Below are 24968 nucleotides of genomic sequence, written 5' to 3' on the forward strand. Positions count from 1 at the left end.
CCGATTAGAGATACCCGAGGTCGGCCAGACGCTGTTTCGTCCCCGACCGCATCGCGACATCGTCGGCCGCGGTCTCGGGCGTCCAGCCGTCGAAGCGGCCCTCGAGACGGCGCCGGAGCGCATCGACCCGAGACGGCTCCGGACCGGTTTCGAGGCGGTTCGTCCGCTCGTCGGGATCGCGATCGAGGTCGTGGAAGCGCTCGAACCCGTCGTCGCCACAGACGTACTTGTGGGACTCCGTGCGGACGGCGCGGAGCCGACGGTCGAACGAGCGGACGCGTTCGGGCACCGTGCCGAACCGGGCCTCGAGCCGATCGATCGACGGCTGTGGTGCGACGTACTCGGCGTAGACAGCCTCGCGAGCCGCGTCGTCCGAGCCGGGAAGAAGCGAGCGGCCGTGGCTCTGCTCGGAGAAGCGATCGTCGACCCCCGTCGCCGCGAGCAGCGTGTCGGGCAGATCGAGCAACTGAACGAGATCGCGGCGGTCGCCGCCGCCGGTAAAGGGGCCGCCGTGGACCACCAGCGGAACGTGCAACAGCGTGTCGTAGAGATTGTACTGGTGGCCGAAAAAGCCGTGTTCGCCGACGTGCTCGCCGTGGTCGCCACAGACGACAAAGAGGGTGTCCTCCCACTCGCCGGCCGCCACGAGCGCCTCCCGAAGGCGGGCGATCTGGGTGTCGACGTAGGCAAGCTCGGCTCGGTAGAGCGCACGCAGCATGGCGAACTCAGGCTCGTCAAGCGCGTAGTCGCCACAGTCGAACGCCCGCGGATCCTGGCGGATGGCGGTCGCCTCGGTGTAGCTCGCGTCATCGGGCAGAAACCGTTCGGCGTACTCACGGGGCGGGTCGTACTCGACGTGGGGTTCGATGTAGTTACAAAAGAGGAAAAACGGGCGGTCGTCGTCGCGGCCGTCGAGCCAGGATTCGATCCAGCCGCTGGTTCGGTCGGCGCCGTCGTCGCCCGCCGGCTGGAGCAACTCGCTGTAGAGGATGTTGGTGGCGTTGACGAGAGGGTTGCCCTCGAAGAGGCGGTCGCGCGTCGCCTGGAGCTTCTCGCGAAGGTCCTCGCCTCTGACGACCGCGCCCATGTCGTGGTCGGACTGGATATACTGCCAGCCGCGCCGGAGGTGTTCGAAGCCGCGATCGAAGCCGAACTCCTCGGTGATCCAGGTGTTGTTCGAGACGCCGACGGTTTCGTAGCCGGCGTCGGCGAACGCCTCCGGCAGCGTCCGCAACGAGTCGGTAAGATGGGGGTTCGATCCGTGGGTCTCGTGTTCGCTGGGGTAGGTGCCGGTAAACAGCGAGGCGTGAGACGGAAGCGTCCAGGGGGCGGTCGCAAACGCGCGATCGAACGTCGTTCCGGCGTCGCCGATCGCCGAGAGCGTTGGCATCGTCCGGTCGGAGACGCTTCGGCTGCGGGCGGTGTCTAAGACGATCACCACGACGTTCCGCACGTGGCCATGTGAGTCGGGATCACTATCGGGAGCTGTCATCGTGGGGCCCCCTCCGGCTCCCGGAGATATGGTCACCGCCCCGGAGCATGCAGGTTCGTGGTCGCACTCGGGGTGGGGACGAACAGTCAGTCGACGGAGCTAACACGGCGACGGTCCTGGAGGTGAGCATGCGTGCCTACCGGATCGCCTACGACGGCTCGGCGTACTACGGCTTCCAGCGCCAGCCGGACGTACCAACCGTCGAGGACGCCCTCTTTGGGGCGCTGGAACGGCTCGACGTGCTCGCGGCCGACGCCGCGAAGCCGGTGGGGTATGCGGCTGCCGGGCGAACCGACGCCGGCGTCTCCGCGCTGGCCCAGACCGTCTCGGTGGCGGGCCCCGACTGGCTCACCCCCCGGGCGATGAACGCAGAGCTGCCCGCAGACGTCCGGGCGTGGGCGGCCGCCGACGTCCCGGAGACGTTCCACGCGACCCACGATCCGGTTCGCCGGGAGTACACCTACGAGCTGTACGCACCCGAGGCGGATGGCGTCGCGGAAAACGAGGAGGAAGATGCGTCTCAGGAGGCGTATCCGCCGGTCGACGACGACCGGATTGGGACCGCACTCGACGCGCTCTCGGGCCGGCACGACCTGCACAACCTGACGCCAGACGACCGGAACACCGAGCGGACGCTTGCGTTTACGACGGCGCGTGACGGGCCCTACCTCCGCATCCAGATTGCGGCGGGCGGCTTCTGTCGCGAGCTGGTCCGACGCGTGATCTCGCTCGTCCGCGCGGTCGGAGCCGGCTGGCGGTCGCCGGCGGCCATCGATCGGGTGCTCTCACCGGAGCCGCTGCCGGGCCACGAGGGGATCGCGCCGGCCCCGCCCGAGCCGCTCGTGCTGACCGACGTAACGTATCCGGAGGTCTCCTTTACGGTCGACGCGGCGGCGGCTGCGAGCGCACGGGCAGTCTTCCGTCAGGATCGGATCGAGCGCCGGACGGGCGCCCGCGTCTCGGGGACGCTGTGTGACGGAATCGACCGTCGACACTGACAGCCGGGCCCAGGTCGGCGGAAGGCGTCCGCGAGCAGGGGGCTTTTGGGAACGGGGTGTGAGGGGCCGGTATGGAGCTCTCACCCGAGGAGTACGGCGCCTACTGGCGCGCCTCGCTTCGCGTCGCGGGCGGCGTCCTCCTCGGGGCCGTCGGCTACCTCGTGACGGCACCGCTGCTTGCCCACCCCGAAGCCGGCGCGACGGGGCTCGGAGTGGTGTTGCTGGTCGCAACCGTCCTCGCCGCCTGCTACCTCGTCATCCTCGGGCTCGGCCGGACCGTCCGCATCGCCGTCGACGCCGAGATGCGCGGATAGTCGGCCCGCAACCCGGGGCCACCCCCGCAGGCGTCCGGTATCCTTTACCGCGTCCGTTCCGAACTGCGGGCTATGAGTTCCGTGCCGGAGCGCTCCGAGATCGACCGGGAGTATACGTGGGATCTCGAGAGCATCTACGCGACCGACGAGGAGTGGGAGGCAGCCTACGAGGCGGCCCAAGAGCGCGTCGACGAACTCGCCGCCTACGAGGGGGAGACGACGGCGGACGCCGAGACGCTGTTGGCCGTCCTCGACTGTCGGGATACGGTTATGCGAGAGGTGTCGACGGTCGCCGCCTACGCCCGGATGCGCAGCGACGAGGATACGACCGACCAGGCGTACCAGGCGATGGCCGCACGCGCCCAGTCGCTGGCCGCCGACGCCCAGTCTGCGGCATCGTTCATCGATCCCGAACTCCAGGCGCTTTCCCGCGAGGAGTTCGAGGCGATGGTCGAAACCGAGCCGGCCCTCGAAACCTACGAGCACTACGTCGACGACGTGTTGCGGATGAAACCCCACACCCGCTCGGCGGAGGTCGAGGCCCTGCTGGCCGATTTGAGCGAGGTGACGGGTGCGACCGGCGAGGTCTACAATATGCTCTCGAACGCAGACATGCAGTTTCCGGTCGTCGAAGATCCGGACGGCGAGGCGGTCGAGATCACCCAGAGTAACCTGACGAACCTCCTCAAGCGCCCGGAGCGAGCGTTTCGCGAACGCGTCTACGCGAACTACTTCGACGAGTGGGAGACGATGCGCAACACGGTCGCCGCGACGTACAAAAACAGCGTCAAAGCCGACGTCAAGACGGCCCAGGCACGCCACTACGACACCGCGCGCGAGGCCGCCCTCGACGGCCCGAACGTCCCCGTCTCTGTCTACGACACCCTCGTCGAGACGGTTCGAGAGAACCTCGGAAAGCTCCACCGCCACACCGAGTTGAAACAGGCGGCACTCGGGGTCGACGAGCTCCAGATGTGGGACCTCTACATGCCCCTGACTGGCGACGAGGGGCCCGACATCGCCTACGAGCAGGCGACTGACTACGTCGTCGACGCGCTGGCGCCACTCGGGGAAGACTACCAGTCCCGCGTCGCCGAGGGGCTCGAGTCGCGCTGGGTCGACGTCTACGAGAACGAGGGGAAACAGTCCGGTGCCTACTCGGGAGGGACCTACGACACCCAGCCGTTCATCCTGATGAACTACCAGGACGACGTCTCCTCGATGTACACGCTGGCCCACGAGCTGGGCCACTCGATGCACTCGGAGCTGGCGACGGAGGCCCAGCCCTACGTCTACTCGGGCTATGAAATCTTCGTCGCCGAGGTCGCGAGCACGGTCAACGAGGCGCTGCTGACGAGCCATCTGGTCGAAACCGTCGACGATCCGACCCTGCGAAAACACGTCTTAAACGAGTTTCTCGAGCGGGTGCGGTCGACGCTGTACCGCCAGACGCTGTTCGCCGAGTTCGAACACCGCGCTCACGAACTCGAGGAGGCGGGCGAGCCGCTCACGGCAGACCGACTCGACGAACTCTACCGGGGCCTGAAATCGGAGTACTACGAGCCCGCCGTGATCGACGACCGCATCGCCCGCGAGTGGATGCGCATCCCGCACTTCTACCGGGCGTTTTACGTCTACCAGTACGCGACCGGGATCGCCGCGGCGCTGGCGATCGTCGACGGCATCCTCCCCGACGGCGCCGGCGGCGATCCCAACCACGAGGCGGCCACGGACTACCTCGAGTTCCTCCGACGTGGGAGCCGCGAGTACCCCCTCGAGCTCTTAGCGATCGCCGGCGTCGATATGAGTACATCCGAGCCGATAGCGCGCGCGCTCGCGACGTACGGTGACCGCCTCGAGGAGTTCGAAACGCTCCTCGAATGAGCCGGTAGAGCACGGCCACCACACGCCCTCGCACGAGAACGCCCTCGGACACCCAGTCACGGAGAATCGAGAGTGAGTACTCGACCGGTGAGGTAAACCAGCCCGGCGCCGATCGCGGCGGCGGTGCCGACGACGATCACGGGGACCGAAACGGCGGTCTGTCCGTACGGGTTCTGGGGCGCAGCAGTGACGAATTCGGCGACAGTTTCAGCTCCCATGTGCCCGAATAGGAAGAACGCCACCGTGAGGAGGACGGCGAAGCCGCCGGTTACCAGCCCGAACATCGAGGCGACGTCCTCGACGTTCAGGAGCGTCCGGACTTGTGACTCCGAGAACGTGGCGTCGCCACGACGGCGGACGACCGCGACCGCGGTGAGCGTCGCCGCGGTCGCGAGTTGGATCACGCCGGCGTACACGCCGAGCCAGAGCACCAGCGGGGACGACCACAGCGGATCGTCGCTGGGGAACACCGCCTGCACCGACGCCGGATAGGTTGCCGTGATCGGGACGATGAGTGCGAGCATCAACAGCAGCCCGCCCTGCCAGCGAAGCTTCCGGGGAATCCGCTGCTTGATCAGCGCATAGCGCTGTACGCGGAGGCGTTCGTAGGTTGAGTCGCCGAGAAGGGCGTCCGCGATTGGATCGTCCGGGTCAGTCGAGGACATGGTCGAAGGGGGACGTGAGGACGGCCGGAGGCTGCCTGATCTGTCGAGTCGACACTGCCGGCCATCGGTTCAGGTTGGCGGACACAGACCACCCAGATATACGCTGCGGTTTTCAATTCGTTGTCAGAACACCTGAGATACACGAACGACTAGATTATTCCGTTAGGTGATATAGTAATATACGCCGACGACCTATTCCTAATAATGTCTGAACTTGTTGGACCGGAATCACTCTGGCTGTGGATCGGAACGATCGGAATGACCCTCGGAACACTGTACTTCGTCGGGCGTGGACGCGGCGTCCGCGATCCGAAGATGCAGCAGTTCTACATCATCACGATCTTCATCACCGCTATCGCGGCGGTGATGTACTATGCGATGGCAACCGGATTCGGCGTCACTGAGGTGACGGTCGGTGACGATGCGGTTATCATCTACTGGGCGCGCTACGCTGACTGGATCTTCACGACGCCGCTGTTGTTGCTCGATCTCGCACTGTTAGCCGGGGCCGATCGCAACACGATTGGGACCCTGATCGGCCTCGACGTGCTCATGATTGGGACCGGCACCATGGGAGCGTTCGCGGCGACCACCGGCACCCGCATCGCGTGGTGGGGCATCAGCACCGGCTTCCTGCTCGTGTTGCTGTACGTCCTCGTCGGAACCCTCTCCGAGCGCGCGCAGGCCCAGTCCCCGGAAGTGCGCTCGCTGTTCGGTCAGCTCCGTAACCTGCTCATCGCAGTGTGGCTGCTGTACCCCGTGGTCTGGATCCTCGGGACCGAGGGGACCATCGGCATCCTCCCGCTGTACTGGGAGACCGCAGCGTTCATGGCCCTCGATCTGACTGCGAAGGTCGGCTTCGGGCTGCTCCTGCTGCGCAGCCATGCAATACTCGAGCGCGCCGTCACGCAGACGCCAACGGCAGGGCAGACGGCGTCCGCAAGTTGAGGTCGAATCGACCGCAGTACCGAGTGGCGCGAGTCGAGGCCCTGGGTGCGGCGTCCAGAGGCCCGACCGATGGGGCACCGTCGTACGACGGCGGGAGCCACGAGCCGAGTAGCAAGCGAAAGCGGCCAACTCGAACAGGTTGTGAGTCGCCACCACACGCGAAAACGCGACCCCGCGTGGCCATCGCCGACATACCGCTTCGCACCACGATCGGGCAGCGCCACGGCGGCGAGCAGTGAACCGAAGCCGTCTGAGCGCCACAGCGAAATCCCACCGCGACCCAAAGGCACATTTACCGTGCGTATCTTATCGGGGTACAGCACGATGTCTCGAAGCCCGTCGCTGCCCGATCGCCCCCACCGCGATATCGACCCAGATCTCCCCGACGAGGAGCGACTCGACGCGCTCTCGGAGCACCTCACGGAGCTGCGCGAGGTCAAGTCCCAGCTCACAGAGCAACTCGAGAGCGCCAGGCGGCGTCGAGAGCAGCTCCGAGAAGACGCCGCACAGATCGAGCGAGAAAACGAGACGCTAAAGAGCTCCTCGCTGTACGTCGCGACGGTCGAGGACGTCTTCGACGACGGCGAGGTCGTCGTCAAACAACACGGCAACAACCAGGAGGTGCTCACGGAGGTCACACCCGGGCTGGCCGACCAGATCGACAACGGCGACCGCGTCGCCGTCGACGACTCCTTTGCGATCCAGCAGGCGCTGACGAGCGAGACCGACGCGCGCGCCCAGTCGATGGAGATCACCGAGCGCCCCGAGGTCTCCTACGCAGATATCGGCGGGATCGACGAGCAGGTCCAGGAGGTTCGCGAGGCGGTCGAACAGCCACTCGCCGAGCCGGAGCTGTTCGAAGAGGTCGGGATCGATCCGCCAAGCGGCGTCTTGCTCTACGGGCCCCCCGGCACGGGGAAGACGATGCTCGCAAAGGCCGTCGCCAACGAGACCGACGCCACCTTCATCAAGATGGCCGGCTCCGAACTCGTCCGGAAGTTCATCGGCGAGGGCTCTCGCCTCGTGCGGGACCTCTTCGAGATGGCCCGCGAGCGCGAGCCCGCCATCATCTTCATCGACGAGATCGACGCCATCGCGACGACGCGCACGGAGTCGAAGACCTCCGGCGACGCCGAGGTCCAGCGCACCATGATGCAGCTCCTGAGTGAAATGGACGGCTTCGAGGCCCGCGGCGACATCCGCATCATCGCCGCGACTAACCGCTTCGATATGCTCGATCGGGCGATCCTCCGCCCCGGTCGCTTCGACCGCCTCATCGAGGTGCCCGAACCGGACCACGAGGGTCGCGAGCGCATCCTCGAGATCCACACCCGCGAGATGAACGTCGTCGACGACGTCGACTTCGCTGCACTCGCGGGCGAGACCGACGGCTACTCCGGCGCGGAGATGGAGAGCCTGGCGACGGAGGCGGGGATGTTCGCCATCCGTAACGACCGCAACGAAGTCCACCACCAGGACTTCGTCGAGGCGATTGAGAAGATCGAAGCCGACGACGCGAGCGAGGTTGTCTCCTCTGCCGGCGCGATGTACTACTGAACCGGCTGATAATTCGTCCGCTTCGAACACTGAACCGGCCAGCAATTCGTCCGCTTCGAGTCGACGCCTCGGTCCAGATCGCAAGCCCTTACGCCGTCGGTCTCCGAAGACGGGTATGAGCAGCATTCGAATCGTCTGGGGCAGTGCCACGGGGCCGACGGCAATGTCCTCGTACGACGCCGCCCTCGCCGACGCCGGCGTGGAGAACTACAACCTCGTCTCTGTCTCCTCGGTGATTCCGGCCGACGTCCCCCTCGAGGCGGTCGGAACCGCGCCGGATCTGGGACCGGCGGGTGAGCGACTGACGGTCGTCGAGGGGCGCGCGACGACCGGCGAGGCGGGCCAAATCAGCGCCGGGCTCGGCTGGGTGCGATCGGCGGGGGACGGGCCAGGGTTGTTCTACGAAGTCGCAGACGACACCGATCCCGACGACGTCGAGCGCCGCGTCGAGGCCGGACTCGAAGCCGGCGCGGCGCTTCGTGACTGGCCGTTCGGCGAGTCGACGGTCCACGTCGAGAGTACGGATGCAAGCGACGGGGAGTACACGACGAGCCTCGTACTGGCGGTGTACGGCGAGAGCGAGCCGATCGTCTGACGAGAGCGAACCCCACCTCCATTGTCGGAAGACGAACGCTTTTTTACGTCCCGGACCGATGAAGTGGTACTGATTTCTGATGAACGGAAATACGCCGTACGCGGGCTTGCCGGGAGTATCGGGTGCCGGACAGCGTGCCGCGGCGGACAGACCGGACCTTTCGACGGGAGAACGGCGCTCGCTCCAGCAGGCGGTCACACAGATCGCCGACCGGACACGTGCGCTCCTCCCGAGCGAGTACACAGTCGACGCAGACGTCTCCGAAGGAACGGCTGGGCCACAGGTCGTAGTCGCCGTCCGCCCGCCGATCGGCCACCCCGTCAGCGCCGGGTTCGCCCCCGATCTCGAGGAGACGCCCGAAGAGCTGATCGATGCGACCGACCGCGACGAGGTCGCCCGCGGGCTGGCCGCGAGCGCCGCCTTACAGGTCAAACAGGCGGTCGGAGACGGCGTCCAGCCGACCGCGAAGTAGTCTGCGAGCGCGGCGAGTCAGTCGTCTGTCGGCGGCTCGGTTCGTGGCAGCGAAAACCGAACGACGTTTCCTCGCGGGTCGTTCTCTTCGAACGTCAGATCCCCGCCGTGGGAGGTCACACACCACTGCATGATCCAGAGACCGATCCCGGAGCCGTGGTAGACCTCGGTGGCCGTTACGTCCTGATTGAGGACCTCGGTTTCGACGGCGGGAATCGGTGGCCCGTCGTCGACGACGCGAACGATAGCCCGACCGGAGGCTGGCTCGTCCGTCACCGTAACCGAGACCGATGGCGCGTCGCGGTCGTTGTGGACGATCGCATTTTCGACGGCATGGGTGATCGCGTACTCGATACCGTCATCGGCCACGACCCAGACCGGCTCGGACGCGGAGATCGCCACGTCGGCGTCGGGGTGGGCTGTGGCGACCTCCTCAGCAGCGGACCTGACGGCGGCCGTGAGATCGGTCGGGGACCGATCCGTCGCATCTGGGCTGGCAATCGCTTCGAGTTGGCCGACCGAGTCGCTCAACGAGCCGATCTCGTAGGCGATGTCGACGACCGTCTCGGCGATGTCTTCGAGGCGGTCGTCCTCGACGGCCGACTTGATCTGGTCAGCGTAGCCACCGAGGAGGGTCATCTCGTTTCGCAAGTTGTGTCGGATCACGCGGTTCAACAGACGAAGCCGTCGCTCCTGGGAGCGGTAGGTAGTGATATCGTGGATCTCGGCGAGCACGCATCGAGTGTCGTCGATCGTCGTCGGGTTGAGGTGGACCCGAACCCACCGGAGCTCGCCGGTGGCGCGTTGGATCTGCCACTCGAACACCTGGGACTCCCCCTCGGCGGCGTCACGGATCTGACTGACCGCACGCGCTTGGGTATACGTCGTCGTGGGTGCGGTGTAATCTTCGATCTCCATCCCGCGCAACTCCTCGATAGAGTAGCCATAGAGGCGCGAAAGGGCGTCGTTCCCGTCCAAAATAGCGGCCGTCTCCCCGTGGTGAAGCGTGATCCCGGTATCGAGATCATCGAAGGCGGCGGGCAACCGAACGTCGGCGGAGCGACTCATCCGGCCGATCACCGAGCCGGATCGGGGTTTGGGCCAAACGCATCGTCGAGATCGGCGAGCGTCTGGTCGATGTCCTCGATATGTTCGGTCTGAGTCTGAACGACCTCGGCGATGCTGCCGGTCTCTTCGGCGACCGTTTCGGCGCTCGCGACGGTCTGGTCGACCATGCTGGCGACCTCCTCCGTGCTCGCCGCCTGCTGGTCGGTCGCATCGGCGACCTCGGCGATGCCAGCCGAGACCTCGTTGACGGCGTCGTGAATCTCGTCTAAGATGTCGACGGCCTCATCGACGGCGTCGCTTCCCTGTTCGATCCGCTCGTTGTTCTCTTCGAGATTATCGACGGCGGCGTCGGTGTTCTCCTGGACGGTCTCGACCATCCGCTCGATCTCCGTCGCGTGCTCTTTCGAGTCCTCGGCGAGCGATTTGACCTCTGAGGCGACGACGGCGAAGCCGGCGCCCGCCTCATCGGCGTGGGCCGCCTCGATCGAGGCGTTGACCGCTAAGATGTTCGTCTGGTCGGCGATCTCGTTGATCACTTCGACGATCTCGTCGATCTGCTGGACGCTGTCGCGGATCGTCCGCACGTCGTCTGCAACGTCGTCAGCAGCCGCCTGGATCCCCGCCATCGCCTCGCTGATCTCGGTCGCCGACTCCTGGCCGGCTTCGGCGAGTTCGCGGGCCTGCTCCCCGCCGGAGGCGACCTCCTCGGAGGAGGAGGCGATCTCCTCGACGGCCGCCGACAGGTTCGACGTCTCGTTGGCGACCTGCATGACGGACTCGTGTTGCTGTTGGGCCTCCGAGTGGATCTCGGTGAGTCGGCCGTCGATCTCGACGGTCGTATCGCTCAACTGTGCGAGAGAGGACTGGATCTGGCGTGTCGCCTCGTTCTCGTACGTCGTGTCGGCATCGATGTCGGACATATCGTCCGTATCGATGTCCTCGACGGCCTCTTCGTCGTCGAGAGACTGTTGTGTCACAGCCATCGATAGTCAGGCGCTTACATTAATCTTTATCCCAAACTAGACTGGTGGGGATTGAACGCGGACGTACAGAGCGATAGGATTTTACGCGGCTGACTAGATAGTCAGGGCGATGCGGTGGAGACGGACGCGAGGGCCGGAGACGAGTAGCCGACGACGACGGACAGCAACCGACGGCCACTCGGCACCTGTCGAGAGGAGCGGTGGCGACGGGAGGAGCGGTGGGTAACCTAAAGCGGCAGTTTCTGAGCGGGCTGGTCGTGATCTTACCGATAGGAGTGACTGCGTTCGTGGGCTGGTATCTGTACCGACTGGTCGCGGGACTGCCAGCGGTGCAACTGATCGAACCAGCGGCTCTTCGCGTGATCGTGACAGTGCTGACACTCGGTGGGCTGCTCGTCGTCGCCGGCCACATCTCCCGGTCGCTGTTTGGCGTTATCCTGACGTCGACCATGGATAGTACGGCCGACCGGGTTCCGGGGCTGCGGGTCGTCTATAACGGCTCGAAGACCGCCCTGGAAGCGGTCGTCGAAAACCGGGCGACGGTCGAATCGGTGAAAGTGGAGATGTGGGACGACCTCCGAATGACCGGGTTCGTCGCCGATCCGGAACCGGTCGACGGCGAGGTGACGGTCTACGTACCGCTGTCGCCACCGACGGCGGTCAGTGGCTTCGTTCTCAGCGTCGCCGAAGAGGATGTGATCGAGACCGACGAGTCGACCGGACGGGCAGTCGTCCGCGTCGTGACCGCCGGATTTGCCGGCTGAGTCGCGACGAACTCACGCCGTCGAGTCAGTCTGCTCGGTCGCACACCACTGACAGAACGAAATCTCGGGGTCGAGTTCACGGTTACAGGCTGGACACCGTGCCACCGTCTCCGATGCGTGCGGATCGACCGGTGTGTGCGGATCGTCCGGCGCGTGTGAATCGTCCGATGTGTACGGATCGTCCACTGTCTCTCCATCCGACTCGACGACGGGCGTGCGAGCGTTGTGTCGTCGCGCGAGGAGATACGCGTCGAGCATGCTCAACCCGCCAACGATCGAGACCGGCGCGATGTCCCAGAACGACGCCCCGCCCGGATCAGTGATCGCAGACGTGGGGACGAACAGGCCGCCGATGAGCATCGCGAGGGCGAGCCACCCGGCCGCGCGCAGCCACCGTCTGAGATACGCCTGCCCGAGCCCGGTCACGAGAAGCCCGAGTCCAGCGGCCAACCACGGTCGTTTCTGTGACGGCTGCGTCCCCATACCATAACTGAATGTCCAGTCAGTACTAACCCTTACTCTCTACCGATACGAATCAGGGTGGCCTGTCGAGGATCCCATAGAGAGAAGTGCCGACTGATCATTCAGTCAGCTAGTGCCAGCGGCGGGACACACATCGTAACGAGAAGTATTAACCAGTCTGACTGAATAGTTGGTCACCAGTCAACGCGCATGAACGAGCGAGAACGGTACGATGGCCGGCTCGATCAGCGCCTGTTCGAGGTCCTCGAGGGCGAGGGCGGCTGTGAGCGCGTATCGAGCGTCATCACGGCGGACGTCCCGAACAGGCTCCCAGGACAGCTGTTGCTCGAAATAGCCGACCTCACTGATCGGCAGGTCGCCACCGAGACGGCACTCGACGCCGCAGTCGCCGTCGAACTGGCGTGGCTCCACCAGTACCTCCACGCGATCCCGAGAGTGAAGGGAGCGCTCGACGCACCCGCCGCCCAGTCACCGTACGACGGAAACACCATCGCGGCGATCCTCGACGGGGACCTGCTCCAGGCACAGGCGTTCGCCCGGCTCTCGGCGGCGGTCGAGGAGCCGGAGACGACGAGTCGCTGTTGTCGCCATCTCTCGCGGGCGTCGATCCACAGTTACGAGCGTCTCGCCGAGAACGAGGGCGGCCCGGACGCCACGACGTTCGCACCAATAACGGGCGTCGCAGCCCGGATCGGAGCGGTACTCGGCGGCGCCGACCGGCCAGTCGCGGCGTCGATCGAACGAAGCGCGCGGGCGACGGCTGCGGCGACTCCGGTTCGAACGCCACAGCACAACCTCCGCACCTACAGCAGCCGCGGCGTCGACGATGCCGTCGAGGAGTTGCTCGATGTGATCGGCGCCACAGACGTCGAACGAGCACGGATCGACGGCATCGTCTCACGGACGCGATCCGCGGTTCGAGAGCCGGAGCCGTGACCGAACACCGTCGGAGCCACCGGGAATATATACACCAGTGGTCAATACCACCCATATGAGTGAGCAAGGGGACAACCGGTTCGACGGGTCGGGGTCGAGCGAAACGGTCGACGAGATTATCGAAGCGACCTACCGGGCGCTGAGCAAGCACGGCTATCCGGAGACGACGATCGCCCGCATCGCCGCGGAGTTCGACAAGAGCAAATCGCTTCTCTACTACCACTACGACAGCAAAGACGAGCTGCTTGAGGACTTCTTCGGCTTCCTCTGTGACCGCCTCGAAGAGGATCTGGCCGACCACTCTGACGAGGATCCACACGAACAGCTGCTGGCGTTACTCGACCGAATCCTCCCCTCGGCGTCGAACGACGAGCAGTTCCAGTTCCGGCAGGCGTACTTCGAGATCCGAGCGCAGGCGCCACACAACCGAGCCTACCAGGAAAAAATCAGCCGCTCCGACGAGCTCGTGTTGAACGCACTCACCGAAACGATAGAGCGGGGAATCGAGTCTGGACGGTACCGCGACGTCGATGCGAGCCAGCGAGCCGAGCTGATCTTCTCTTCGCTGATGGGAATCATAGAACGGGCCACGACGCTCGAAGATCGAGCGCTCCTCGAGCGAAACCGGGAGGCACTGACCCAGCGGATCGAACACTCCTTGCTTGCGACCGCCGACGAGACGGAAGCCACCGATTCGACGACACAGTCGGCCTGAGACGACGCCGAGCGTTCCGGGACGATACACTTTACTCGCCGACGGCCGTGCATCGGCCATGGAGGGCGATCGGCCGCTGGTCGAGTCACGGTACCGCCGGCTCGTGCTGTACGCGAAACACAACGGCGGGCGGATCGTGGCGGATCTGTCCTTGCTGATCGTCTGGGTGTTCACGGCGACCGCCGCCTTCGACTGGCTCGAACAGCCGACCTGGCTGCTGTACGTCGTGTTGTTCGCCGGCGTCGTGCTCTACTCGCGTATTACCCCGACCTGGGAGCGCCCGTATCGGAGCCCGGACTGAGAGTCGGAGCCTGGACTGACGGACTGTCGTCGACAGGACAGGTACAGCCCCTCACAGCGGAACGTGTCGCAACAGCGGAACGCCGACGGCGACGAGCCAGAGCAAGACGCCGGTTCTGACGTGACCGAAGCTGGCGACGGGTGAGCGAGCCGTCTGCGAGGCGCCGGCGGCGATGAATCCGAGGGCTACTGCCAGGGAGATCCGGTGAATAATCGTCTGCAGCGCCAGCGACGTCACGCCGAGCCCGCCGAGGTCGAGAAACGTGGCGACGACGAACCCGATCGCCGCGGCGGTAAACGCCGGCAGGACGTCGAGATGGCGGGCGCTGAGGTAGGTGACGATCGGCAGTCCACAGATCAGGAGTGGGTAGAAGGCGGCGACGATGAGCTTCGGGTTCGTCTCGGAGAACAGCAACTCGGCCTGCACACCGCCGACCCGCACCACCGTGTAGACGGCGACGATGGCGGCAATGACGAGCAACGCCCGGACGGTCGCCTGGACGCCGTCGTCTTCCCACCAGTTGGTGACCTCCGTGCGCCGCGTCAGCGCTCGGACGCCGAACGATCCGACCAGGACGAGACTCAGCAGCACCGTCGCCCGCTCGTCGATCTCGACGACGGTCATCCAACCGTCGCTGTCGGAGCTGCGGTCGTTGCCCATCCACTCCCGCGAGAGGGAGTCGACGTACCAGCGGTCGAAGAACTCCGCTTCGACGTACGACTGTGACTCCTCGATGCTGTGGACCGAGTGGCGCAGTTCGAACCAGTCCCAGTGTTCCCAGTGGGCCTGCATCGCCGTCCAGTTGTCGTCGGCAGGGTCCGTGTAGGCGCGAATGTGATGGCGTTCACCGAGATAGGCGCCGTCTTTGAGCTGGTAGGATTCGTCGACCCAGCGGCCGTCCTCGCCGGGTGGATCGATGTAGGTGTAGCGAACCGAGCCGTCGGCACTGCCCCACGCGGTTGAGGAGTCGTTGAGGATGCTGTCCTCGTCGTGGCCCACGTCGGCCTCGTCCTCGTCCAGTTCTTCCCACTCGCCTGTAGACTGCTGGCGAAGCAGGTCCTCGGTCGTCTCCGCGTCGCCGTAGACGAGCAGGTTGAGCGCCAGCGTTCGTTGGGCGGTGGACTCGCCCGAACTGGTGTAGAGATACAGTTCACTTCCGTCCGCGAGGGTCTCGGTCTGGAACTCCTCGCTGTCCGTTCCGTCACTGATTTCGGCGCCGACCATCGACCCCGTCACCGTCACTAACAACACCGCAAAGAGCAACGCGACCGCCGTTCGGGGTCGAATCTCGACGCGCACGGTCGCCACGTAGGGAGGGGGGGTTCGAGTATCTTTTCGTCGGGTGTGACACAAGTCGGTACGCCACGGAGGCGCTATCCGGCCCTACGAAATCTGGTGTGGAGGATGGGCGGTGGGACGCAGCGAGTTCTCGACAAGGGGAAGGTCCGAGAGGGTTTGTTCGGTGAGTCCCAAAAGCACCTGTCGGAACAGCGGGCCGTCCGCGGCGCCGTTGAGTTGGATCACTAGCCCGCTGTAGCTGACTTATTCCCCGAACGCGGCTGCCGCGGTCGTCCTGGCGAGTAGCCCCTCGGGGTCGATCGTCGCGTCTGCACCAATTTCGGCGAGGTCCGCTTCGTGGCCCGACGGCGTGAGAGCAACGAGACGCGCATCCGGGTCGACTCGCCGAGTTGCGAGGACGGCATAGGGCGTCGTCTCGGCCCCAGTCGCGACGACGATTGTAGCCTGCTCTCCAGCAGTTTCGCGTTCGATGACCGCGTCATCTGCGGGATTCTCGACACGGACATCGATCCCATCGGCCTCGAGCTTCCGCGCCCAGTCGTCGTCAGGTGTCACCACCGTAAGCGATGCCTGCTCAGCGAGTTCATCGGCGATTCGCTCGCCGAGATCGGCGCTGCCGAGCAACAGAAGTGAGTGCTTATCGCGGGATCGGTCGGCGCGGGTGGCTCGGGCACCGGCACGCGTGAGGCGGGACTCGAGTGCCGGTCCGAAGAGGGAGCCAGCAACGGCGAGGATGCTCGCCGGCCCGAGGAGAATCAGCGTGATGGCGAACAGGCGTCCCGCCTCGGTAGTCGCGTGGACGTCGCCGTAGCCGACGGTGCTCGCAGTGACGAGGGTGAAGTACAGCCCATCGATCAGTCCGTCGACGCCGTGGATGTCGGTTCGGAGGACGTAGGAGCCAACCGTCCCGTACAGGAGGAAGCCGCCGATTGCGAGCAACGCGCCGGTCTGGGTCGCCGTGAGGGCGGTCGAGCGAACGAACTGACCTCGACCCCATCGAACGAGAAGGATGGTTGCGATCACCGAGAAGACGACGAGTGGAATTGCGGTGAGGCGGGTCTGGGCAATACCGTTCATCGCCGCGAGAACCAGCAAGAACAACGCCAGAACGTACGCGAGGCGAAATCCACGGACCATCCCCCACGCGGCCGCGAGGAGGGCAAACCCGACGCTGACGGTGCTAAATCCCGTGGCCGTTTGCAGTTCGATGACGCTCTCACCGTCGAGGAATGGCTCGGCTACCATCGCTGCAAGCCCCGTCACGATCGAGACGACTGCGACGGTGACGACAATCAACACGGCAGCATGACTGTCCTGATTCCGATGCAGTGGGACGTGAACTATGTTCGTAGATCCACTGCAACCAAGATAACGTTCGGAGACACCGAAGCGTAGCTTTTTGCGCCGAGCGGTTCCGACCGAAGCGAGGAATCCCGAGGTGGAAAAAGCTACGTGTCCGGTTCTACTGCTCGTCGACCCTGAGCCGCAGTCCGAGAAGACTTCCGCCCATAATTGCGTACACGTGTCCGAGTATCAGAATCACATAGTCCCAGTGCCAGTAACCGTAGAGGGCCTGTATGAAGCCCAAGAGAACCAATGCAACCTCGGCGACCTTCCGATACCTCTCCTGATCCATTTTGCCAAAGAGTCCGGATATTTGGATAATAAATTCTGTGATCAGTATGTTCCATTCCGATAAGAACGTACTGTTCGTAGGGCGTCGGGCTGTCCGCCGGGAGTTCAAATTCACACTCAACACGCCCGTTGACGGTTGAGAGCGAGACTTTGTTCCGGTAGAATGTGGCGCTTCGCTTATGGTAAAGCAGACTCCACAATGTGAACTCTGGCTGGCTCACACGTTTGCCCTGTTTCCACCGTTCGACGCACCCTTTCGTCGCTTGGACGGCGCGTCGGATGGCTTCTTGAACGAGGTTCGCAGTGAGATCGGTTTCCTCTCCCAAAACTCAGAATTGTGTATACCTGCAGAGCCGCTGCTTTTGCACTCGCTCGTCATTGGTGTCTTTCCAACCACCAACAGCGCCATTATTCACTAGTCAGGTTCCCAACCGTACTCCTAATTTCCTTGACTTTCGCGGCCTGTTCCTCGTTAGCGGCTGCGACGGTTTCTACTTCATCTGCAATCTGCCTGGATTGTTCAAGAAGTTTGTCAACTTGTGAAGCGACTTCCTCGCTACTGGCAGCCTGATCGTCCGTCACGTCAGATACTTCCTGGATGCCCTGTGACACCTCTTGGGCGGACTGAGCAATCTCTTGTTGTGTGTCCATCGCTCCGGTAATCTGCTCGATTCCCTGGTCAACTTCCTTGGTGGTTTGCTGCAGGCTGGAGACGGTCTCAGACGTATCTTCTTTGATATCTCCGACCATTTCTTCAATCTCACTAACGTTCTCCTGAGATTCTTCGGCAAGACTCTTCACCTCGTTTGCAACGACGGCGAACCCATCTCCGTCCTCGCCAGCGTTGGCAGCCTCGATCGAGGCGTTCAATGCCAGCAAATTCGTCTGCTTTGCGATGTCGTTAATGACTTTGACTATTTCGTCGATTTCATCGATTCGGTTCTCTAACTGCTCCACGTTGTCGGCGGCGGTCTGCGCAGAGTCATCAATACGTTTTATTTTTTCGACAGCGTCTCTCCCAGCAGCCTGCCCTTCTTCAGCGAGTGTCTCAGCCTTTTTACTGGTCGCGGCTACTTCTTCGGCAGCCGATGCGATTTCTTCAATTGTTGCCGACATATCTGCAATCTCACTCGCTACTTCCTCGGCAGAGTTCGCTTGGGAACGGGTGCGTTCGCTAATCTCCTCAGTACTATTCGCTACGTCATCTGCAGTCTGTGTGACTTCTTCGACTGCAGATCCGACCTTGGTTTCGACTTCCTCTCTGAGTTCCCACTGGTTCTGGTAGGACTTGATAATTGAAACGACTTTGTCGAGGAGTTTCTGTTCCTCGGTGAGCCAGGGACCAGTGTCTTCGTCGGGCCGCTGTTCGGTGTACGTGAGCCTGATAGCTATTTGCGTTCCTGCACTGGTGGTCGTTTCCGCGGTCAACGGATGCTCGGTTCGCCTGTATCCCGGGGATTCAACGACTGTATCACCGACCTGAATTTGTGCTTCAGTTACCTCCGGATACTGGAACCACTGGTTAAGTTCGTCAACGTAGATATCGGCGAGTTCTTCAGTCCGTTTGTCGAATTCCGTGAAAAGCTCGGTTGCCCGTTTAACACATGCGAGTTCCTTTGTCCGTTCCTGCAACTCCACCCTGGCTTTTGTTTCGCTTATCTCACAGACACCTTGGCCGAGCTTGAAGTGTTCTGAAGGAAGTTCGTCTTGTTCAACTTCAGTGTCAGGGGCTCCCTCGACAGCCCGAGCCCCCAGTTCATTTGACATATGCTAACATAGTGGCAGACAATTATTAATATTATGCCTACTCTATCGTGTCCAGACCCTGTATTAGAGCGTGTCAAACGAGGTAATCACGTCACTCGTCGAGTACGTATCGACCAGGTCCTGTTTGTCAAAGTCAGAATCGTCGCTCCAGATAGCCCCCTCGCTGACGATCGCACACGCGAGGTACAGCACGTCGTCGGGGTCGGTGTCTCCGATCGCAGCTTCCGCTGTCTCGATAGCCGGATAGAAGTCGCTGGCAGGAACGACCGCAATGTACTGGAACAGGAGGTCGATGAATTGTGCCACTCTGTCCGGTTCCAGTCCGGATTTCTCCACGATCAGGTCTTCGTAGTTCTCGACTTCGTCGTGGACGAACGCTGGCGTCAGGAGATCTGGTTCAAGTGTAACGATGAGCTCCCGTGTCTTCGAGTCAGCGATGAGTGCAGAGATGACGACGTTGGCGTCGATGACCAACTTCATTCGTCGAGTCTACGCCGATTCTTCTTCGACGCGCTTGCGTCCACGCTCGTTGATTCTATCGGCGATTTTCTGCACGTCGCGCTCGGTGAGTTCGCTCTCGCTGGTGAGTTCGTCCATCATTTCGAGCGCCTCGACCTTCTCTTGGATGGCCTGTCGCGTGACCTCGCTCCAGTTGATCTCCGGGTGCTGTTCCATTCGCTCTTTGAGGTCGTCGTCCACGTTAACCGTGATACTGGGCATACAGGAATCTATGCAGACACAGAATACTGTGTCTTCCGGTGCGTCCGTTTCCTTGCACACAGAAGTCAACGGCACAAAGACCAATCCGTTCGACAGCCGAACTGGGTCCGCTGTTTACGTTTTGTCCAAATCCAGGTACTGTGAACTCGAATTCCGGTAGTACCATCGCTCACGAATAGCTGATCACGACAACAGGTTGCGTATTCCAGTCCGCGTTTTACTGGATAGGTTGGTGGGATCATAGAACGATGGTGGATAACCCAACACGACGGCAGATGCTCTGTGCGACTGGTGCGGCGAGCACGGCCGGATTCGCGGGCTACGTGACCGTTGGAACACAGGACGACGAGGATGAGGGCGAAGACACCGAATTCAACGCCGTGGACGTCATGTTCGTACGGATGATGATCCCACATCACGAGGGGGCGATCCAGATGGCCGAACTCATCCCGGAGAGAACCGACCGGGAGGAATTGCTCGATCTTCGGACAGAGATCATCGAGGAGCAAGAAGCAGAGATCGATCTCATGTGTGAATTGCTCGACGATGCCGGCGTCGCCGGTTGTGATGAGGTAGGGAGCATGATGCCCCACGAGATGGGAGAGATGATGCGCGGCGACGGGATGCACGATAACGATGACGAGATGCACGACGATGAGATGGGTAACGGAATGCACGACGACGATGAGATGGGCGACGGAATGGGACCCGACGAGATGGAGGAGATGATGCCGCGAGAGCACATGATGCCGCGAGAGCACATGATGACCCACGACGACAGGCGTGAACTCCGTCGCGCCGAAAACGAGGAGTTCGATTGCCTGTTCGCCGAACACATGATCCGCCACCACGAAGGTGCCGTCGCAATGTCAGAACACGTCTTGGACGAAGGTGAATCCGAGCGCGTTGCCGACCTCGCGGATGATATTATCGATGCCCAGCAGGAAGAGATTGAACTGATGGAAGAGTGGCGAGACGACTGGGATTGTTGATTTACAAACCCCAACTTGGTCTCGTTCGGAGGTATTTCTGGCCATTCAAGGAGATAACACACCCAATAATTAGGATTCTGTGTGACGAACAACAAGAACAGCGGCCGTCAATGAATCGTTCCGTTCGTTCCTCGCGGACATCTCTCCAGTGAAGGACCCGACGACTCCGGGGAACGGCTGCAAGGGAGGCACTACCCATGTCACAATACGATCCCGCGGACACGCCCGATTCGCATCACGTCCACGAAGAGCAATCACGCGATGAAAAGCCGACTGACCGTGATTGCCCGTGCTGTCGAGTCTGTGGACTGGCCGCCGAGAGGGCCGACCGTTCTGAAAAGCCGCCGGCTCGACACGAATCTCGGGAGGAACAGCATGCGGAACACGCTCACGAGCCGTCTGACCACGCACACGAAGATCTCGCTGACCACGATCACGAGGCGCACGTCGATCACGCCGGTCACGAGGAGATGTTCAAGCAGCGCTTTTTCGTCTGCCTCGTGCTCTCACTCCCGGTGTTGTACTACAGCCCAATGCTCCAGGAGTGGTTCGGCTACGCCGCCATAACGTTCCCCGGGAGTCAGTTCGTCGGGCCGGTTCTTGGTACGATCGTCTTCCTCTTCGGTGGAATTCCGTTCCTACGGATGGGCGCAGTCGAGGTGCGGAACCGCGAACCGGGGATGATGCTGTTGATCTCGCTGGCGATCACCGTTGCGTTCGTCTACAGCGTCGCTGCGGTCGCGTTCGGGATCGGCGAGCCGTTCTTCTGGGAACTCGTCACGCTGATCGTCATCTTCTTACTCGGCCACTGGATCGAGATGCGCAGCGTCCGACGCGCCTCGGGCGCGCTCGACGAGTTAGCCGAGCTGATGCCGGACACAGCCGAACGGATCACCGAGGACGGTGAGACCGAAGAAGTCCGCGTTGACGACCTCACTGAAAACGACCTCGTGCTCGTGCGACCGGGTGCGAATGTTCCCGCTGATGGCGTCGTCGAGGAGGGCGAGTCGAACGTTAACGAGGCGATGGTCACCGGCGAGTCCCGACCGGTCAAGAAAGAACCGGGCGACGAGGTGATCGGCGGGACAACCAACCGCGACGGTAGCCTCCGGGTGCGCGTGACCGCGACGGGCGAGGAGACGACGCTTTCGGGCATCATGCGGCTGGTCGAGGAGGCCCAGCAGAGTAAATCACGGACGCAGGTACTCGCCGATCGAGCGGCGGGCTGGCTGTTCTACGCCGCGATCGCAGTAGCTGCCGTCACTGCCGTCGCGTGGACCGTCGCTGCCGGGTTCGGATTGACAGTCGTGGAACGGGTCGTCACCGTACTCGTGATCGCCTGTCCACACGCACTGGGACTTGCCGTTCCACTGGTCGTCGCCATCAACACGACGATGGCAGCGCGCAACGGGATGCTCATCCGTGATCGGATCGCCATGGAAGAGGCACGTAACCTCGATACGATCGTCTTCGACAAGACAGGGACCCTCACGAAAGGGGAACAGGGGGTCGTCGATGTGGCCACGGCTGACGACTGGGATGAAGACGAGTTGCTGGCAGTGATGGCTGCCGCCGAAGGCGACTCCGAACACATGATCGCGGAGGCGATCCGTGAGGAGGCCGATGAACGAGGGCTTTCCGTACCAAGTGTGCGAGAGTTCGAGGCGCTCGAAGGCCGCGGGGTCCGTGCGACCGTTGAAGTCGAAGCGGCGGCGACTCCCGGCGTGGACGGGGATAGCGTGCGAGACGGCGAGACGGTCCACGTCGGTGGACCCAACCTGCTACGCTACCTCGATGTTGAACCGGACACCGACCTCAAAGCGTTCGCAGACGAGGCTGGGGAACGCGGCCAGGGAGTCGTCTACCTGCTTCGAAACGGCGAGGCCGTGGGCGCAGTCGCGCTCGCGGACGTGATCCGCGACGAGAGTTTCGAGGCGATCGATGCGCTCCACGAGATGGACGTCGAGGTTGCGATGCTCACCGGCGATACGGAAGACGTCGCCCGCGCCGTCTCCGAGGAACTCGACATCGACACGTACTTCGCCGAAGTCCTTCCGGAAGACAAGGACAAGAAAATCGTCGAACTCCAAGACCAGGGTAAACTGGTAGCGATGGTTGGCGACGGGGTGAACGATGCACCCGCACTGACGCGTTCTGATGTCGGCATTGCGATTGGCTCGGGGACTGACGTTGCCGTGGAATCCGCTGATGTCGTCCTCGTGGAGAACGATCCGCGAGACGTCGCACACCTCGTGCAGTTGAGCCGGAAGAGCTACCGGAAGATGCGGGAGAACCTCGTGTGGGCGGCCGGCTACAACGTGTTCGCGCTGCCGCTCGCTGCTGGCGTGTTGGCTCCGATCGGCATCCTACTTTCACCAGCTATCGGTGCTGTCCTGATGTCGGCGAGTACTGTCATCGTCGCAATCAACGCCCAACTCCTGCGAGGGGCTGATCTCACAGTATGAGTTGGCCTCCGATCAGTAGCTTACTGGCGAAGAAGACCGTTGAGAGACGCTCACGAATTCATTAGCCGGGATGGTGTAGTACTTCCACTATGCAGGCACGTATCACGACGGAATTGGAGTGTACGCCAGAACGAGCGTGGATTGAAGTACTCCGACCCGAGTTGCTGCTGCTCGTCTCGTGGCCGCTGATGACGTTCTATCCGCTCGATCCGGAGTCGTTTCGACCGTGCTTATCGACGAACTTCCGGAGTAAGATATTGATCATAATCATATCTGATCGCACTACGTGTCCTGATGCGTGGGATTCGGGGACTAACTAACATACTTGGACAGCGTATCTCAGAATATGACAACCGATGATTCGCTAGTTCGGACGGTCCTGATCGTCATCGCTGCGATCCTGCTTCTGCCCTTCCTCATGATGGTAGTGATGATGCCGATGATGGGCGTATGGGGATGGGGACACATGTGGGACGGTAGTATGTGGAACGGCACAGGAGCCACGTGGATGTGGCTTCTCATGTCGGTGGTGCCTTTGCTCATAATTCTCGGGGCCGGGTACCTCCTGTACAGTTCGATTCGCCAGTCCAGTACTCAACAAAGTGATACTGCACTCGAAGAGCTGAGAACGGCCTATGCCCGTGGCGATATTTCGGATGAAGAGTTCGAAGAACGCCGCGAGCGACTCCAAAGCAAGGTGTAGTTTCTAGGAAAATTAGTTCAGAAGTCTCATTGATTCTTGAAAGTGGATCCAGTTTCTCAGGATCGAAGTCAGTAAATCATACACGTGTCACCGTCCCGAATTCGGCTGGCTCAGAACCCCGCACATTTTGGATGCTCGCGTCAGGTCGAAGTGTTCTGTAATAGAATAAGTGCCGTTTTTGGCCTCCTGGAGAGGTCTTACGCCAAATCCCCAAACCATGGGCCCTGACGGATTCGAACCATCGACCACTCGGTTATGAGCCGAGCGCTCTAACCAGACTGAGCTAAGGGCCCGTACTACGAACCAAGTCAGGTTCGACAGATAACAGTTACTCTCTCCCCGCCAGACGCGAGTTCGGTCGACTGTCGGTTGCCGGCTCACACACCCACTCGAGACCGACTGCTCACCCCGAACGATGGCTCGTCGCGAGCCCGGCCAGGTGGGGCGCTTCGGGGACGATCAGTTCCTCGCAGGCGGTCCGACAGGCGTTCGTGCTGCCGGGGAGGCAGAAGACCGGGGTGTCGACGGCGATACCGGCTGTCGCCCGGGAGGCCATCGCTCGCGTACCGACCTCGTCCCAGGAGAGCGACCGAAACAGTTCGCCGAAGCCGGGCAGGTCGCGCTCGAACAGCGGACGAACCGCATCCGGCGAGACATCGTCGGCCGTAACTCCGGTGCCACCCGTCGTAAGTACGACGTCGACGTCGTCGCGGGCGACGAAGCCGCGCACCGCCGTCCGGATCGCGGCGTAGTCGTCCCGAACGAGAGCGCGCTCGCGAACGTCGTGGCCCTCGGCTTCGAAGCAGTCCCGGATCGTATCACCGCCGGGGTCGTCAGGGTCGGATTCGTCAGCTCGAGAGCTCGAGACCGTTACGATGGCGACGTACAGGGGATCGATGACGTCGTGGCCGTGCTCGTCCGTCTGGCGTCTGGAGTCGTCTGTCGGCATGCCGTTGTCTCTGGGTTGGCGCTACAAATATGCTCGTGGGAGGATCGCGTTCGCTCCTCGCGAGGGATGCGCGGATAAGTAGCGTCACGGGAACGCATAGTGTTCCCGTTTGCGCGAAAATTTCTTCGAAATTTTCGAACGCCGAAGCCAGGACTCGAACCTGGGACAACCTCGTTAACAGCGAGGTGCTCTACCATCTGAGCTACTTCGGCTCGTCTTCAGGTACTCGCGAGCATTTGATAGGGCTTTCGTTTTGCCGGCTAT

26 protein-coding genes, 2 tRNA genes and 1 pseudogene are annotated in these 24968 nt (G+C 62.6%); 14 read left to right on the top strand and 15 right to left on the bottom strand.

From position 1 onward, the window contains the following. Positions 1 to 4 precede the first annotated feature (4 nt). Complete coding sequence (locus tag OB905_11050; protein ID MCU4926514.1) at positions 5 to 1492, bottom strand: sulfatase; 1488 nt, start codon at positions 1490 to 1492, stop codon at positions 5 to 7. 122 nt (positions 1493 to 1614) lie between these two features. Between OB905_11050 and truA the strand changes: the two genes are divergently transcribed. The 3 genes from truA (at position 1615) to pepF (ending at position 4688) form a co-directional block, all read left to right on the top strand. Then, complete coding sequence (gene truA / locus OB905_11055; GenBank protein MCU4926515.1) at positions 1615 to 2490, top strand: tRNA pseudouridine(38-40) synthase TruA; 876 nt, start codon at positions 1615 to 1617, stop codon at positions 2488 to 2490. 71 nt (positions 2491 to 2561) lie between these two features. Next, positions 2562 to 2804 carry a hypothetical protein gene (locus OB905_11060; protein ID MCU4926516.1) on the top strand — a complete coding sequence of 81 codons (243 nt, stop codon included), beginning with the start codon at positions 2562 to 2564 and terminating at the stop codon, positions 2802 to 2804. A gap of 72 nt (positions 2805 to 2876) precedes the next feature. Continuing rightward, complete coding sequence (gene pepF, locus OB905_11065) at positions 2877 to 4688, top strand: oligoendopeptidase F (protein MCU4926517.1); 1812 nt, start codon at positions 2877 to 2879, stop codon at positions 4686 to 4688. Between the two features lie 56 nt (positions 4689 to 4744). Here pepF and OB905_11070 read toward each other — a convergent pair whose 3' ends face one another. Continuing rightward, entirely contained in the window at positions 4745 to 5353 is a 609-nt protein-coding gene (locus OB905_11070; protein MCU4926518.1) for a hypothetical protein, read from the bottom strand. A 204-nt stretch (positions 5354 to 5557) separates the two neighbouring features. Here OB905_11070 and OB905_11075 point away from each other — a divergent pair, with 204 nt between their 5' ends. From OB905_11075 to OB905_11090, 4 genes are all read left to right on the top strand, one after another. Then, positions 5558 to 6301: a bacteriorhodopsin gene (locus OB905_11075; GenBank protein MCU4926519.1), complete on the top strand. Its 744-nt coding sequence runs from the start codon at positions 5558 to 5560 to the stop codon at positions 6299 to 6301. A 324-nt stretch (positions 6302 to 6625) separates the two neighbouring features. Beyond that, on the top strand, positions 6626 to 7858 hold the full coding sequence (locus OB905_11080) for a proteasome-activating nucleotidase (protein MCU4926520.1): 1233 nt from the start codon (positions 6626 to 6628) through the stop codon (positions 7856 to 7858). Between the two features lie 115 nt (positions 7859 to 7973). Continuing rightward, complete coding sequence (locus OB905_11085) at positions 7974 to 8453, top strand: pyruvoyl-dependent arginine decarboxylase (protein MCU4926521.1); 480 nt, start codon at positions 7974 to 7976, stop codon at positions 8451 to 8453. Positions 8454 to 8532: 79 nt separating this feature from the next. Continuing rightward, positions 8533 to 8925, top strand: coding sequence for a DUF5811 family protein (locus OB905_11090; protein ID MCU4926522.1), 393 nt, complete (start codon positions 8533 to 8535; stop codon positions 8923 to 8925). 17 nt (positions 8926 to 8942) lie between these two features. On the opposite strand, the gene OB905_11095 is transcribed toward OB905_11090, so the two are convergent. Beyond that, a complete protein-coding gene (locus OB905_11095) occupies positions 8943 to 9992 on the bottom strand; it encodes a PAS domain-containing sensor histidine kinase (protein MCU4926523.1) in 1050 nt (349 codons plus the stop codon). 8 nt (positions 9993 to 10000) lie between these two features. Next, positions 10001 to 10969 carry a methyl-accepting chemotaxis protein gene (locus tag OB905_11100; protein MCU4926524.1) on the bottom strand — a complete coding sequence of 323 codons (969 nt, stop codon included), beginning with the start codon at positions 10967 to 10969 and terminating at the stop codon, positions 10001 to 10003. 224 nt (positions 10970 to 11193) lie between these two features. Between OB905_11100 and OB905_11105 the strand changes: the two genes are divergently transcribed. After that, positions 11194 to 11739: a DUF502 domain-containing protein gene (locus tag OB905_11105; GenBank protein MCU4926525.1), complete on the top strand. Its 546-nt coding sequence runs from the start codon at positions 11194 to 11196 to the stop codon at positions 11737 to 11739. A gap of 12 nt (positions 11740 to 11751) precedes the next feature. On the opposite strand, the gene OB905_11110 is transcribed toward OB905_11105, so the two are convergent. Then, complete coding sequence (locus tag OB905_11110) at positions 11752 to 12222, bottom strand: zinc ribbon domain-containing protein (GenBank protein ID MCU4926526.1); 471 nt, start codon at positions 12220 to 12222, stop codon at positions 11752 to 11754. Positions 12223 to 12411: 189 nt separating this feature from the next. On the opposite strand from OB905_11110, the gene OB905_11115 reads away from it, so the two are divergent. From OB905_11115 to OB905_11125, 3 genes are read left to right on the top strand one after another with little or no spacing between them, the layout of a single operon-like run. Then, positions 12412 to 13158: a hypothetical protein gene (locus tag OB905_11115; GenBank protein ID MCU4926527.1), complete on the top strand. Its 747-nt coding sequence runs from the start codon at positions 12412 to 12414 to the stop codon at positions 13156 to 13158. 55 nt (positions 13159 to 13213) lie between these two features. Next, a complete protein-coding gene (locus OB905_11120; protein MCU4926528.1) occupies positions 13214 to 13873 on the top strand; it encodes a TetR/AcrR family transcriptional regulator in 660 nt (219 codons plus the stop codon). A 58-nt stretch (positions 13874 to 13931) separates the two neighbouring features. Beyond that, positions 13932 to 14174 (top strand): hypothetical protein, encoded by a 243-nt coding sequence (locus OB905_11125; protein MCU4926529.1) that lies wholly within the window; start codon positions 13932 to 13934, stop codon positions 14172 to 14174. A gap of 51 nt (positions 14175 to 14225) precedes the next feature. Here OB905_11125 and OB905_11130 read toward each other — a convergent pair whose 3' ends face one another. From OB905_11130 to OB905_11160, 7 genes and pseudogenes are all read right to left on the bottom strand, one after another. Beyond that, entirely contained in the window at positions 14226 to 15473 is a 1248-nt protein-coding gene (locus OB905_11130) for a hypothetical protein (protein MCU4926530.1), read from the bottom strand. A 243-nt stretch (positions 15474 to 15716) separates the two neighbouring features. Further along, positions 15717 to 16772 (bottom strand): ion channel, encoded by a 1056-nt coding sequence (locus tag OB905_11135; protein ID MCU4926531.1) that lies wholly within the window; start codon positions 16770 to 16772, stop codon positions 15717 to 15719. Positions 16773 to 16935: 163 nt separating this feature from the next. Further along, the gene (locus OB905_11140) at positions 16936 to 17109 is read right to left on the bottom strand and encodes a hypothetical protein (GenBank protein ID MCU4926532.1); all 174 of its coding nucleotides are present in this window, start codon (positions 17107 to 17109) and stop codon (positions 16936 to 16938) included. A gap of 61 nt (positions 17110 to 17170) precedes the next feature. After that, positions 17171 to 17428: pseudogene (locus OB905_11145) on the bottom strand (transposase). Positions 17429 to 17516: 88 nt separating this feature from the next. Then, complete coding sequence (locus OB905_11150; protein MCU4926533.1) at positions 17517 to 18875, bottom strand: methyl-accepting chemotaxis protein; 1359 nt, start codon at positions 18873 to 18875, stop codon at positions 17517 to 17519. Positions 18876 to 18938: 63 nt separating this feature from the next. Then, positions 18939 to 19355, bottom strand: a complete 417-nt coding sequence (locus OB905_11155) for a PIN domain-containing protein (protein ID MCU4926534.1) — start codon at positions 19353 to 19355, stop codon at positions 18939 to 18941. 9 nt (positions 19356 to 19364) lie between these two features. Continuing rightward, positions 19365 to 19595, bottom strand: a complete 231-nt coding sequence (locus OB905_11160; GenBank protein MCU4926535.1) for a hypothetical protein — start codon at positions 19593 to 19595, stop codon at positions 19365 to 19367. A 248-nt stretch (positions 19596 to 19843) separates the two neighbouring features. On the opposite strand from OB905_11160, the gene OB905_11165 reads away from it, so the two are divergent. The 3 genes from OB905_11165 to OB905_11175 all read left to right on the top strand — a co-directional run bounded on the left by OB905_11165 (position 19844) and on the right by OB905_11175 (position 23755). After that, positions 19844 to 20587 carry a DUF305 domain-containing protein gene (locus tag OB905_11165; protein ID MCU4926536.1) on the top strand — a complete coding sequence of 248 codons (744 nt, stop codon included), beginning with the start codon at positions 19844 to 19846 and terminating at the stop codon, positions 20585 to 20587. A 197-nt stretch (positions 20588 to 20784) separates the two neighbouring features. Continuing rightward, complete coding sequence (locus OB905_11170) at positions 20785 to 23052, top strand: heavy metal translocating P-type ATPase (GenBank protein MCU4926537.1); 2268 nt, start codon at positions 20785 to 20787, stop codon at positions 23050 to 23052. Between the two features lie 346 nt (positions 23053 to 23398). Continuing rightward, positions 23399 to 23755, top strand: coding sequence for an SHOCT domain-containing protein (locus OB905_11175; GenBank protein ID MCU4926538.1), 357 nt, complete (start codon positions 23399 to 23401; stop codon positions 23753 to 23755). Between the two features lie 218 nt (positions 23756 to 23973). Here OB905_11175 and OB905_11180 read toward each other — a convergent pair. The 3 genes from OB905_11180 to OB905_11190 all read right to left on the bottom strand — a co-directional run bounded on the left by OB905_11180 (position 23974) and on the right by OB905_11190 (position 24916). Then, positions 23974 to 24048, bottom strand: a tRNA-Ile gene (locus tag OB905_11180). A 110-nt stretch (positions 24049 to 24158) separates the two neighbouring features. Further along, positions 24159 to 24704 (bottom strand): molybdenum cofactor biosynthesis protein MoaB, encoded by a 546-nt coding sequence (locus OB905_11185; GenBank protein MCU4926539.1) that lies wholly within the window; start codon positions 24702 to 24704, stop codon positions 24159 to 24161. Between the two features lie 139 nt (positions 24705 to 24843). Next, positions 24844 to 24916: transfer RNA gene (locus tag OB905_11190), tRNA-Asn, on the bottom strand. Positions 24917 to 24968 lie beyond the last annotated feature (52 nt).

This window comes from Halobacteria archaeon AArc-dxtr1, from assembly GCA_025517425.1.
Taxonomy (GTDB): domain Archaea; phylum Halobacteriota; class Halobacteria; order Halobacteriales; family Natrialbaceae; genus Halostagnicola.